The 12,531-nt window shown below is 34.0% G+C and carries 12 protein-coding genes and 2 pseudogenes; 8 read left to right on the top strand and 6 right to left on the bottom strand.

Going from position 1 to position 12,531, the window contains the following annotated elements:
* Nucleotides 1-611: 611 nt before the first annotated feature.
* Nucleotides 612-802 (bottom strand): annotated as a pseudogene (locus tag QQS35_RS18185) (cysteine hydrolase family protein); the annotation flags it as partial.
* Nucleotides 803-1,506: 704 nt separating this feature from the next.
* On the opposite strand from QQS35_RS18185, the pseudogene QQS35_RS18180 reads away from it, so the two are divergent.
* The 5 genes and pseudogenes from QQS35_RS18180 (at nt 1,507) to QQS35_RS18160 (ending at nt 6,668) form a co-directional block, all read left to right on the top strand.
* Nucleotides 1,507-2,761 (top strand): annotated as a pseudogene (locus QQS35_RS18180) (NtaA/DmoA family FMN-dependent monooxygenase).
* Nucleotides 2,762-2,791: 30 nt separating this feature from the next.
* On the top strand, nt 2,792-3,808 hold the full coding sequence (locus QQS35_RS18175; protein WP_285933645.1) for an ABC transporter substrate-binding protein: 1,017 nt from the start codon (nt 2,792-2,794) through the stop codon (nt 3,806-3,808).
* Between the two features lie 28 nt (nt 3,809-3,836).
* Nucleotides 3,837-4,841: a FecCD family ABC transporter permease gene (locus tag QQS35_RS18170; protein ID WP_407933983.1), complete on the top strand. Its 1,005-nt coding sequence runs from the start codon at nt 3,837-3,839 to the stop codon at nt 4,839-4,841.
* Entirely contained in the window at nt 4,838-5,869 is a 1,032-nt protein-coding gene (locus QQS35_RS18165; protein WP_285933644.1) for a FecCD family ABC transporter permease, read from the top strand. Before QQS35_RS18170 ends, QQS35_RS18165 begins: the two co-directional genes overlap by 4 nt.
* 28 nt (nt 5,870-5,897) lie before the next feature.
* Nucleotides 5,898-6,668, top strand: coding sequence for an alpha/beta hydrolase (locus tag QQS35_RS18160; protein WP_285933642.1), 771 nt, complete (start codon nt 5,898-5,900; stop codon nt 6,666-6,668).
* A gap of 368 nt (nt 6,669-7,036) precedes the next feature.
* On the opposite strand, the gene QQS35_RS18155 is transcribed toward QQS35_RS18160, so the two are convergent.
* From QQS35_RS18155 to QQS35_RS18140, 4 genes are all read right to left on the bottom strand, one after another.
* Nucleotides 7,037-7,519 carry a DUF2798 domain-containing protein gene (locus QQS35_RS18155; RefSeq protein ID WP_285933641.1) on the bottom strand — a complete coding sequence of 161 codons (483 nt, stop codon included), beginning with the start codon at nt 7,517-7,519 and terminating at the stop codon, nt 7,037-7,039.
* Nucleotides 7,520-8,226: 707 nt separating this feature from the next.
* Nucleotides 8,227-8,529 carry a hypothetical protein gene (locus QQS35_RS18150; RefSeq protein WP_285933640.1) on the bottom strand — a complete coding sequence of 101 codons (303 nt, stop codon included), beginning with the start codon at nt 8,527-8,529 and terminating at the stop codon, nt 8,227-8,229.
* Between the two features lie 215 nt (nt 8,530-8,744).
* The gene (locus QQS35_RS18145; protein WP_331490833.1) at nt 8,745-9,656 is read right to left on the bottom strand and encodes a glycine betaine ABC transporter substrate-binding protein; all 912 of its coding nucleotides are present in this window, start codon (nt 9,654-9,656) and stop codon (nt 8,745-8,747) included.
* A gap of 165 nt (nt 9,657-9,821) precedes the next feature.
* Nucleotides 9,822-10,262 carry a cell wall hydrolase gene (locus tag QQS35_RS18140; protein WP_285933639.1) on the bottom strand — a complete coding sequence of 147 codons (441 nt, stop codon included), beginning with the start codon at nt 10,260-10,262 and terminating at the stop codon, nt 9,822-9,824.
* A 353-nt stretch (nt 10,263-10,615) separates the two neighbouring features.
* Here QQS35_RS18140 and QQS35_RS18135 point away from each other — a divergent pair, with 353 nt between their 5' ends.
* Both QQS35_RS18135 and QQS35_RS18130 read left to right on the top strand, forming a co-directional pair.
* Entirely contained in the window at nt 10,616-10,771 is a 156-nt protein-coding gene (locus QQS35_RS18135; RefSeq protein WP_285933638.1) for a hypothetical protein, read from the top strand.
* Between the two features lie 151 nt (nt 10,772-10,922).
* Entirely contained in the window at nt 10,923-11,477 is a 555-nt protein-coding gene (locus QQS35_RS18130; RefSeq protein WP_285933637.1) for a DUF6609 family protein, read from the top strand.
* Between the two features lie 107 nt (nt 11,478-11,584).
* Here QQS35_RS18130 and QQS35_RS18125 read toward each other — a convergent pair whose 3' ends face one another.
* The gene (locus tag QQS35_RS18125; RefSeq protein ID WP_285933636.1) at nt 11,585-11,824 is read right to left on the bottom strand and encodes a hypothetical protein; all 240 of its coding nucleotides are present in this window, start codon (nt 11,822-11,824) and stop codon (nt 11,585-11,587) included.
* Nucleotides 11,825-11,974: 150 nt separating this feature from the next.
* On the opposite strand from QQS35_RS18125, the gene QQS35_RS18120 reads away from it, so the two are divergent.
* Complete coding sequence (locus tag QQS35_RS18120; protein WP_285933635.1) at nt 11,975-12,460, top strand: hypothetical protein; 486 nt, start codon at nt 11,975-11,977, stop codon at nt 12,458-12,460.
* The last annotated feature ends 71 nt before the right edge of the window (nt 12,461-12,531 follow it).

Raw genomic sequence — 12,531 nt, 5'->3', positions numbered from 1 at the left:
TTTCCGTTTAGATGTTACTTTTTGTTGAGGATAATCTTTAAATGAAAACTAGTTTAAAAAGTATTATATTTTAACTAAGATAATGACTAATCTACTTAACATTTAAGTTTTAGTCGGTTTTTGATTACAGCCAATAAAATCTACCCCTTTGATGATTTTCAATAAGATCAGTTTCACCTACATTACACAGACTATGGAGTAAATCTTTTATTTCGTAGTAGACTAAATACTGGGTGAAGAATCTTCACTTTTAAAAAAACAGGGTATTTGGTTTTGAGTGTAAGTGGGTGCGAGGGTTTTATGTTAGCATTATATTTTTTGAATAAAAAAATATATAAATAGCCCCAACCGAGTTGAACAGGTAGGAACTATTTTACTTACAGGATAATTTTATTCTGTTAATGAAATCTGTGCAGTCAAACTCTTTCAATTTTGTGTTCATTTGTAAAAGATAACGATTAATTAGTTAGAATATACTAGGCTATATTTTGAAGAAATGGTGGGCACGATCCTGTTCACAAGCTTCACAAAATTTTCTCATTTCTAATGCCATTTATAATACTCTCCTTTGTTATGTGCCTTTTTAAAATTTCTAAAAGAAAAGATGTTTTTTATAACATTGCTAATATTTCTTCTGTTCTTTTTATAGTTGCAAATTCTTCATGCAAATTTAATAAAGTCAATCAGCACTTAATGTTTCCCCATTAATATTACGTCTATCAAAAGTTGCTGTCGCATCTGAAACTAAAAAAGGATTAAAGCCAAGATTTCCAGCCATACGAGTTGTTGTATCAACACAGTGCCATCTTCATTAATTAACCTTTCATCACCTGTAGAACATAAACCTATTGCTTAGTTTACTTTTTTCGTTCAATTATTGCCGAGTACAATGATACTATGCAATAGGAGAATACTCTTAACAATTTAAGCACCATTAAGACTAGAAATTTAAAAAGCTCAGCCATACAACAACGGTATGGCTGGGCTTTTTATGTATACTTCTGGGACAAGGGACCTGTCCCTCAGTTCATTGGAAGTAAATAATGGCACTGATACAGTTTATTCTTGATTGTCAAACTGCTTGGCACTCGTTTATCAACATGGTCTTAAACAGAGGGATGACTAGGCTTGGAATTTTTAAGAATTAGTGTATCTATTAAAAATAGTAGTAAGAAATCCCTGAATTTCTAATACATCGATTGAAAAATTATGTAGGCTTTGTGATGAAGTTGGTGGCTGATTGACTACAAAATTTATGGAGAAAAGTTGATTTTCTATTGATAATGATTATCATTATCGTTATAATGTGAAATAGAATATGATAAAAGTCATTCCGTGTTACATGTTTGGAGCTTGGTGACATGAAGTATATGGATGGTTATAAAGGAGGTTAGCAGGTGACATTTCTATCAATCTAACTATTAATTTCTTGATAGCTGATATTTTATTAGATGTATCAGCTTAGAAAGGTTGATCCGTGTGTGAAATATAAAAGAAAGCTTGTTATTGGTTTATCACTTAATAACCGGTTACAAAGGAGTTCAAGTCATGATTAATATGACACAATGGATGAACAAATTCAATTAGCTAAACGAGCCGAAGTGGTTAAATTAGATTTCGTATTTAAGCCTGATTCATTATTTGCACATCCAAAAATCATCTTTCATGCAGGTGGAACTACAGGGATTGATCCAACATTGACCTTAACAACTATTGCCGAGCAAACGACACATATTGGGTTAGTTACAACAATGTCCACAGCATCATACCCACCGTATATTATTGCACGACAACTGCAATCCTTACATTGGATTAGTAATGGACGAGCTGGGTGGAACATTGTTACTTCCATTGATGGTGGTGAAAACTTTGGTCAAATGGAACGTCCATCCTCTGAAGAGCGCTATGCAAAAGCTACATAGGCTACCGAAGTGGTTCGTAAGTTGTGGAATAGCTTTCCAAACGAAGCACTTCAACAAAAGAATATAAATACAGAAGCAGCAGAAGAACTGTACAACCAATCGATTATAAAGGAGAATATTTTTCGGTAAAAGGTCCACTCAATTTGCCTGCCCATCCTTCTCGTGAGCCCTTATTATTTCAAGCTGGTGCTTCAGAACCAGGTCGTATTTTTGCAGCTTCTGTTGCAGAGGCTACCTTTGCTGCTACTCCAAGTATTGAGGCTGCTATGGAATTGCGTCGGTGCTTACAACAAAAGGCAACAGAACATGGCCGCTCAGAAGAAGATGTTCGTGTGTTACCAGGTTTATATTTCTTTATTAGTAATACATTTGAAGAAGCACTTCAAATGTATCAAGATGCGCATAAGCATATCACCAAGGAACAACGATACAGCTCGATTGAAAGGATTATTGGATTAGATCTAAGAGAATATGAATTACATAAAAAATTAACCTCGGAGATACTTCCAGATCAGAATCAATCCGTAAGAAGTAAGACACATGCGGACTTATTAATGAAATATATTTCACAACATGAACCTAAAATAGAACAATTGCTGAAACGACCAGAAGTCATCCACTCAGAACATTGGGTCGTAATCGGCCCACCTGAGCAAGTAGTTGACGAGATTATCGAATGGTTTAATTATGGAGCGATGGATGGTTTTATTGCATTACCAGGAGGTACACCTCAATCTATGGATTTGTTTTTTGAAAAGGTTATTCCATTATTAGTGGAAAAGGATTTATTTAGACGAAACTACACAGGAAAAATTTTACGAGAGCATTTAAACAATTAGAAAATAAGAATAATTACACGAAGAGGAGAAATGAAAATGAAAAAAATTATTATGTTCATGTTAGCTTTGCTAATTATACTAGCAGGATGCGGTCAAGATAGTGACGTCACACAGGGTGAAACAACGACCAATGAAAATGAAGAACAAGCAGGCACAAAAGAAGCAGAAGAAACAAGTGAAGAGGAATCAACAGATGATTCAGCAACGGAAAGAACGATTGACTACCTTGGTGAGAGTTATACTGTACCTGCGAATGTGGAACGAATTGTGATTACAGGTGCAATGGAAGCAATGGAAGATGCAGTTGTGCTCGAGGTTGAACCTGTTGGTGCGGTGACCGTGGCAGGAGAGTTTCCAGAAATCTATCAATCTGCAATGGGTAATGCTGAGTCAATTGGAGAGAAACAACAGCCAAATTTTGAGAAAATACTAGAATTAGAGCCAGATGTTATTTTAGGAACAACAAAGTTCCCAGAGGAAGTCGTTAAAAATTTAGAAAAAATAGCTACTACTATTCTTGTCTCACACGTTTCATCTAATTGGGAGGATAATCTTCACTTAATGGCTCAATTAGGTGGTAAAGATGATACTGCGGAAGATCTTTTAGCTGAATTTAATGAAAATATTGAAATAGCCAAAGATACAATATTGGAAGATTTAGAAGGTAAAAAGGTAGTTGCATTACGTATTCGTGGTGGACAAGTATTCATGTATGCTCCAGAACTGTTTTTTAATCCACTATTGTATGATCAATTAGGCTTAGAAGTGGCAGACTTAATAAGTAAAGCCGAAGTACAAGAAGCAATATCGGTTGAACAGCTGGCTGATATGAATCCGGATTATATTTTTATGCAAATTCAAGATAGCGGTACAGATGAGAGTAGTAAAGCTTTTGAAGATTTAAAAAATAATCCCATAGTTCAAAACATAACTGCTTTTCAAGAGGACCAAGTATATGAGAATGTAGTAAATCCATTACTAGAAGGTGGTCCGCTCTATAGCAGAATGCTTTTCCTAGAGCAAGTCCAAGCAAAGTTATCAAAGTAACCATTATTAGCATTGGGAGTAACAATTGATGATTTCTATATTAAAAAAACGTACCATTCAAGTCGTTTTTCTCATCCTGTTTTTATTAATAACAGTTAGTGTCTCATTAATATATGGTTCCAAGTCGATAAGCCTAACAACTGTATTAGACACTTTCATCCATTTTGACACAGAAAATATGGACCATCTTATTGTACGCACATCTCGTTTGCCACGTGTTCTAGGTGCGCTATTAATCGGTGCCTTCCTAGCGGTCTCTGGTGCGCTGATGCAAGGAATAACAAGAAACTTTTTGGCTTCACCCAGCATTATGGGTGTCTCTGATGGTTCTGTATTTGTCATAACACTATGTCTAATCTTTTTACCGAATGTTGCACCAACAATGATGATTATTTATTCATTGATTGGTTCAGCATTCGGAGCTATCCTCGTCTTTTCTATTGCTCGATTATTACCTGGTGGTATGACACCATTAACTCTAGCTATATTAGGGACGATATTAGGGACGTTTTTGAATGGACTATCGCAGGCATTAGCCACCTATTTTCAAGTCTCACAAAATATAAGCTTTTGGTATAATGCTAGACTTCATCAAATGGACCCAACATTAATTAAATTGGCCATTCCATTTGCCATTTTTGGTCTCATCTTAGCGTTTACAATCGCGAGATATATTAATATTGTATCCTTAGGAGATGACACCGCACAGGGTTTAGGCATTAACGTTATACTAATAAAATCACTAGCAATGTTGAGTGTAGTTATTTTAACAGGTATCTCTGTAGCGATAGCGGGGAAAATTGCTTTTATTGGGTTAATTATTCCACATATTGCAAGGTTTCTAGTTGGTCAAAACTATAAAAGAATTATTCCTTTTTCATGTATTTTCGGAGGTTTATTTTTGGCTTGGTCCGATATCATTAGTCGATATATTAATCATCCATTTGAGACGCCAATTGGCGTTGTTACTGCCATATTTGGTGTTCCTTTCTTCCTTTATTTAATCCATAAGAAAGGGGGAAGGAGCTTTTGAGTCAACATAAAAAATGGATTAGGTTTGTTCTTGCCTTTGTGATAATCACTCTAATTTCCGTCGTTGTTATGTACATTAGTGTTACAAATGGAACATATGATATTTCACCACTAGAAGTGTATGAGACTATTTTTGGATTTGATCAAAATGATGCTTTTGATTTGGTTATTTTTGAATTTCGTTTACCAAGAATAATTATTGGGGCTCTCGTTGGTTTTGCATTAGGTATCGCTGGTGCAGTATTGCAAGGAGTTACGCGAAATCAATTAGCTGATCCTGGAATACTTGGTATCCATGCAGCTGCTGGGATGTCTATCGTATTATTTATGTTCTTTATTCAAGGAACTATTTCAGGTGCAGGTTGGTTTACACTATTTAATATGTCTTTCTTTGGCTGGGTAGGCGGAATGGCGGCCGCAATGTTCTTACTGCTATTTTCCCGAACGTATGGAGTGATGGATCCGACCAAGCTTATTCTTGTAGGAATTGCAAGTAATTCTGGTTTCAGTGCAGTAACACTATATATTTCTTTAAAGATGAACCCGCAGGATTTTGAGATGGCAACCGTATGGTTATCTGGAAGTATTTATAGTGCCTCTTGGGACCAGATTATTGCGATATTGCCCTGGATAGTAATAGCTGTTCCAATTATGATGATGAAAACTTCCCAATTAAACGCATTGCAATTTGATGACACGACAACCGTTGGAATAGGTGTGAATCAAAGTCGTGAACGTACGATTTTACTCTTGTGTAGTGTTGCGCTCATAAGTGCTTGTGTTTCCGTTTCGGGAAGTATTGGTTTTGTCGGTTTAATTGCCCCACATATTGCACGTCGATTAGTAGGCATTAATCATTTACACATCTTACCGATTAGTGGTCTGCTAGGCATGTTTATTGTCATATTTGGTGACTTTATCGGAAAGACGATTTTTGCTCCAGCTGAATTGCCTGTGGGTATTGTGGTATCCATTATTGGTGTTCCTTACTTTATTTATTTGTTAATTAAAGCTAGAAAAATAACTTGAACATTTTGTTTCCACAATGGAGGGATTAGTGATTAGAAGTAGAAAGACAGAAAGCTTCGACTTGAAAGGAGCACACCATAATTATAGAGTGGATATCTCTATCCCAGAAAGTACACCACCTAGTGAAGGTTTTCCTGTACTATATGTATTAGATGGAGATGCTTATTTTACGATGATAGATCAAATTGTCAACTTACAAAGTCGTAGGGCTGATAAAACTGGTGTGAGTGAGTTGATTATCGTAGGTATAGGGTATGAAGGGAATGATGTTTTCTCTTCTTTCCGCGTGTATGATTACACCCCTCCTGCGCAAACCGTGGATTTACCAGAAAAACCAGATGGACAGCCTTGGCCAGATCACGGTGGTGCGAAAGACTTTCAAGCATTTATTGAGAAAAAATTAATGCCGGTTATACATAAGGATTATCCGGTAAATAAACAAAAACAAGCAATTTTTGGACACTCACTTGGTGGATTGTTTGCTTTATACACGCTTTTTACACGACAAGATCTGTTTCAAAATTATCTGGCCTTTAGTCCATCTATTTGGTGGAATAACCGTGCTGTATTAAATGAAGAAAAACATCTTAGAACCAGAAATGATAAGCGTCTGTATATTGCCATTGAGCACACAAGCCAAAAAAACATGTATCATGATGCTCAGAGCTTATATACGCGTCTAGCTGAAGGCGACATGTTAGCCGACATTGATTTTCGTGGATTAAATGATGAAAGTCATATGTCGATTGTGCCGACAGCATTAAGTGATGCACTACGTTTTCTTTGTCGTTCATTTTGACTTGGTGATGGAACAATATAGAATGATATCCCTGTAAGGTACTAACTATAATACGTTTAACAAAATTTCTGACATAGGTTATTTGTATTTAATTATCTAGTTACATTTCCAAATTTATATGGAGAAGTGAGGAGTAAATATCGTTCGCCAGCGAGATACACGTAAGGATTGTTCTAGTACGTTTAATGGTATGAGAAATAATCCAATAAGTGAAAACACAATGACTATAAGTAATGAATTATGACTTAGGTGGTACAAGGGAAGAAATTATCAATAGATCTTCCTGCTGTTGGTAACACTGTTAACCAGGCCTTACCCTGATGAATAAAGCAAAAACAAGCAAGCTACTTCGAGTAACTTGCTTGTTTTTATACATTTAATTCTGGCATTTGTGTTGATGGTTTAACGTATTTAGTTAATAGCCAACGTGAGATTGGTCCTACAATCAATAACTGTGCTGGAAGTGCAACGATAAAGTTTAATCCTACAGTTTTAAGGTATGCGGTGAAAATTGGACCTTTAATTCCTATCATTAACGACATTAAAATTAGCCCGTATCCTGACATAATAAGAACCATTAAAGAAACCATGCACAAAGAAATGGCTAAAATAATATTGATTTTTTTCGATTTATCATAAGGTAGGGATAATGCGAATTTTCGTGCTTTTGGTTCAACTAATGATTCTACGAAAAACGAGACGATAAATGTCACAGTAAATTGAATTGCTGCACTCCCTATTGTAAAAGACGAGAAACCGTGCAAAGCTGTGTTGTAGGCAGTCATAATTGAAACCATCCCAAAACACATAAAAATACCGAAAATAATTCCTTCTTTTTTATTACTTGGCAAAATACAAACTCCCTTTCTATTTTAAACATAAACGTAATTATATAGCTTAGAAACTTTTTTCATAAGTGACACTTTTGTGAACTTTTTATAATTTGTTTTGGTTAATCGTTCGAAAGTTAATGATTTTTAGGGATACATATGGGCAATGTATGGTAAAGCCTTTATACATGAGAAATAAATTTTTATGTATAAACGCAAGCAGTATTTTATAGTTGCAGTTTAGGTTAGATTGATTACAGATTTCATCGTACACGAATACGTTTATAAGAATATAAGTTTTGTTATAAAGAGGGGAGTTTGAAGTGGTTAAGAATAAATTTGGTTTATCAATTTTATGTAAAACTATAATGTGAAACTCAGTAACCTTTTTAAGTAAGGAACTAGGAGCTATACGGTTTTGCAATAGTAGGAGGAATATTTTCGTTATTATTTCTCAGCTACAATCAGTAGTTTTTAAAGCTCTAGGTCATTTCTATGGTAAGTATAATATGTATTTCATGCTATTCTTTGTATGCAATCATTGCAGTTATCTGGACAGTGTCGTTACATACAGCCACAGCCTTTTTTATAACTATAGTAGTAGTTTTGACTTCAAGAAATAGTTATGTCATTTTCTATTTTAAAAAACGAATTAATTCAATAGCGGAAATCAATAAACATTAAACTAAGTAATGGTGGAAGTTATAACCGGATAACGTTGTGTCTAGCTAGAATAACATGTTTCCAGTTATCTCAAACCAAATATTCTCTAGTACAATCAGAAAAATGGCTGCCATAATAAAGGAAAGTATAGACAATAAAACTTTGCTTTTGAGTGTGATAGATTTATGCTGTTTATATAATTTTCCTATTAATAAAGCAACTACTATGAAGATTGGAATAGCAACAACAGAGGCTATTAAATCATCAAAATCGAGTGGCGGTCCTAGGTATCTATCAAAAAATACGTTAGTTACAAGTGCTATGCTAAATAATACAAAATGATAAAGGATAAACGTTAAGTTGTTCATTATTTGTTAACTCCCTTGGAAAATAGTGCTTACTAAAATAGAGTATAGCAAATAGGGATAATTTGAACTAGCTGGTATTAGATTTAAATGTGATTATTAAGATTATACTTAGATTACTGATGTCTAACCAATAGAGTAAAAAGAAGCCATCATTTTGCATTAGTTCATAAAAAGAGTCAGATCACTGTTTACAAGCAATCTGACCTTGAGAGTAGTTATTCTTTTGGTTGTAAATCCTCAATGGAATCAATATCCATATATTCAGGAACAACCATACCAATTTTAGCACCTGTTAAGTTTTCACCTAAATCAATAATGTTATCCTTATGTTTTTCATAGAAAGAACCGTGTGTTATTGGTAACCATGGAGCTAGCGATGCATCAGCTTCAGCATTAGCTACTGCTTGGAACATAATTGCTGGATCAACAGGTGTTAATGTCACATCAAACCCTTGTTGTTCTAATAGTATCTTCATCACAGTGCCAGAAGAACGTTCTGTATCCCACGGGGTAGAAACTAATTCAATTTGTTTTCCATCTACCTTCTCTACACCTTCCGTCCATTCATCAACTTTATCTTGATTATCTTCTAGCCAATTCTGTGCTGCTTCCTCAAACGAAACATCTTGTGCGTTAAGCATTACTTCTTCCATATCTTCCGGCTCCCATTGAAAGCGATCTAGGATTTTATAAGCACTAGGCATGTCTTCTTCTAAACCTAATCTTGCTATTGTATTAATGTTCTCAGCTCCACCAAATGTTTCTTTTGGATCTTCTAAATACTTTAAATCATAAGAAGCAAACATCCAGTGTGGGGTCCAACCGGTTACAATAATTGGTTCTTCATTATCAATTGCTTCACCTAGCGTAGTTAACATACCTGCGGTGGAACCTTCTTGAAGTTCCCAACCTTCTAAGTTTTCATATTCCTCTAAAGTGTTTCTTGCAAGCTCCGTAGTTCCTGCTCCAGGCTCAATACCTGTAATCGTATAATTTAATTCTTCACCTAAATTAGCAGTATCTTCATCCGCATTACCATTGTCTTGTGCATCTTCTTCATTTCCACAACCAGTTAATAATACAGCAAAAGACAAGCCAAGGGTGATACCAATTGATTTTAATTTCACCAGGTTCTTTTCCTCCTTCTAAGTATAAAAAGGGCTATCGATTATAGCATTACCTGATGATTCCCATAAAATTCTATAGATAACGAAATAATTCCATTTTTTAAAAGAAGATTAATAAGTGCTTTGCATAAAAAAAACAGAAACCATTTGGTTTCTGTTTTTTTGTTACCATCTATAAGCGCCTTCGCATGTATTTGGTTGTGGTTCATAATAACAATGTTGTTTATACGGTCCTGTAAACGGTTGATCGTACCATGTAGGAGGACATTCAGCATATGGATTAAAATACCAAAGAGCATATTTGGAAGGATGTTCTCTCCAATACTTTAAGGTTTGTTCGGCTAATTTTTTTTCTACACCTCTTGCTCTGTTATAAAAAACATTTCCTTTTTGTACTGCTTCAAAAGAATAATTTCCCCCTTGCACTTGAAAAATAACATCTCTTATCGATCGTAAATCTTTAAAATCTAAACAATTAGCTTTTAGTCGATTTACAATTACATTTCCAACCATAAGCATCCCAAGTCGACCTTCACCCTCTGCTTCTGCTCTCATCATCCTTGCCATTACATCAATGTCACTATCTGTAAATTTTACTCTCGTCACTTTTAATCACCTCTAAAAGAATTGTATGAAAAAAGCCTGCAAAAATGTGGACTTTTTTTAATGTTTAATGGACAAACACCAACGTACAAGCTTTCCTTTTTGAATAAGATTCTTGCAGCTATATTATCGATATGAATAAATCGGGTTCTTTAATAAATAAGTGTTTTCCTTTATCACAAAATTTAATAAGAATGAAACCATTTAGCTTTAAATTCGTATAACTAGCTAGAAAAAAGATGTTAATGGGGAGATGAAATATTATACCGATTATTTTAACTGTGCTATTACTAGTTTCCCTAGTTTTTTCTATCTGTCTTGAAATAAATAAAAGAAAAGCAGCTGGTGTAACAGGGATGAAAAGCGCTTTATCTCCAATTTGTTTATATCTTATTGCTATTACGAATCTATTGGCTTATTGGTTTGACTTTATGGGTATAGTTAGTTGGTCTATGACAATTATCCTATTAATGTTAGGTGCTTATTTTACAAGATATTCAGCTGAATCTTAAGTGTGTATTTTTGATGTGAAGGATATTTAACAAAGCATCTTCAAAATTGATAACTATTATATATTTGACAACGTGAATTTATGTTAGTTTTTTTAAAAACTGAAAGTAAAACGTAACAGGTTCAATAGGGGAGAAAACAAGGAGGGCGAAAATGGTTAAGGATAAAATTAAGGGCGCTGAATTTAATACGCAAAGAACTTGTGGGCTATGGCTTGTATACATTGGTTTGATCATAATTATTTCAGCTATTATTGGTGGAGAGTTGCTCATTCAGCCATTTTTAATTGGCTTTGGTTTTTTTATTGGCTATTTTGTGATATTCGTTTTTCCGTATGTAAACCAAAAGCTATCTTATGGAAAAAATTCTAAGTTTCAAGATCGAATGGACAACATTGCTGTTTTTTTAAATATTATTTTATGTACATTGTGTGGGCTAGTTATTGGTTCCGGCAATTTAAGGTTACTTTGGCTATGTATTTTTATTGCTGTTGGGATCCATTTCTTCGGCTTTTACTTTTCTCAAGGGAAAATAATGCTTTTATTAGCTGCATTAACAATTTTTAATTCTCTTCTAGGACTTTTCTTAATCAGTGTTCCTTTCCTATTATTCGCAGTAATTGATGGAGTAATAAAGATTGGCTTCGGGATTAAGATGCTAATGCAACGCCAAGTGCACAGTGAGAAATTATCTAAGATTTCATTGTAGGGAAAATGAATTAAATAAACAAAACGCTTAAATATTATAGCGTTTTGTTTTGTGCTATTTATAATGATGGTGTGAAAATAATACCTTGTGTTTTAGCAATGTAAAGATTAGTGTAACTTTTTTAATTCATCTAATAATTGTTCTGTTCGTTTGGCATTTCCTTCTGCAAAGTTATATAAGCGCTCCTTTAACTCATGGTCATGATGGATTCGATCTGAAGCAACTAAATACTCTCTCATAAGTGTAACTTCCGTATCATGAGAGTTTTGTAAAATAGCTCTTAGTTTATCTGTGCTTAAATAATCTTCGCGGTCACCATCTCTATCGTAGTCTTTTTCATGATTCATGTTCATCACCTCATTGGTAATTTTAACTGTATAAAAAAATTTATACATAAAGTTAATATTTCTGCTTATAAACGTATTTTAAAATGGTTATCAAAACTAAATTATTTTGGAATTTTATGCTAAACTAAATAAAGTAAAGGCGGTATGTTTATGAAAAAAATTCTTTTTATTTTTACTGTTTGTTTCCTTCCATTTGGACTTATTATGTCTATAGTTTTAGGTGATTTTATAATAGGGATGATGTCAGGATTATTTTTTGGTCTTTTAATGACGATAACATTAGGTATTCTAAATAAATCAATGGGAGGGAAACTAGATAGTAGTGTAAGACAAGAAACAGAATTTAAAATTGATGTTTCTTTTAAAGAAGCTCTTGAATTGTGTAAAGAATCTATTTCATCTGTAAAAGGTGCACAAATTAAACAGGAGGACTATGCGAATGGTATTATTCGTGTAAAGACTAGTATGACCCTTAAGTCTTGGGGAGAAAAAATAGTATTTCGTGTTCAGAAAATCAATGATGAAGTTTCTAACGTATATGTTCAAAGTAAACCTACTTTACCAACCACTTTAGTGGATTACGGAAAAAATTCAAATAACATAAACAACATTTCCAGCTATTTCGACCAAATTTAGTAATCTAATTTACTTCTTACTTTCCACAATGTGCTTTCACTTAAATAGTTAAAATAATTTCCAAAGGAGAT

Source organism: Aquibacillus rhizosphaerae, from assembly GCF_030282825.1.
Lineage (GTDB): Bacteria > Bacillota > Bacilli > Bacillales > Amphibacillaceae > Aquibacillus_C > Aquibacillus_C rhizosphaerae.
The sequence above is the reverse complement of the archived record's forward strand: the minus strand, read 5'-3'. Positions and strand labels throughout refer to the sequence as shown.

Coding starts and splice junctions, on each gene's coding strand:
- QQS35_RS18175 (WP_285933645.1), top strand. CDS start 2,792: ATGAAAATGAAAAAAATTATTATGTTCATGTTAGCTTTGCTAATTATA.
- QQS35_RS18170 (WP_407933983.1), top strand. CDS start 3,837: ATGATTTCTATATTAAAAAAACGTACCATTCAAGTCGTTTTTCTCATC.
- QQS35_RS18150 (WP_285933640.1), bottom strand. CDS start 8,529: ATGAACAACTTAACGTTTATCCTTTATCATTTTGTATTATTTAGCATA.
- QQS35_RS18135 (WP_285933638.1), top strand. CDS start 10,616: ATGAAAAGCGCTTTATCTCCAATTTGTTTATATCTTATTGCTATTACG.
- QQS35_RS18130 (WP_285933637.1), top strand. CDS start 10,923: ATGGTTAAGGATAAAATTAAGGGCGCTGAATTTAATACGCAAAGAACT.
- QQS35_RS18125 (WP_285933636.1), bottom strand. CDS start 11,824: ATGAATCATGAAAAAGACTACGATAGAGATGGTGACCGCGAAGATTAT.
- QQS35_RS18120 (WP_285933635.1), top strand. CDS start 11,975: ATGAAAAAAATTCTTTTTATTTTTACTGTTTGTTTCCTTCCATTTGGA.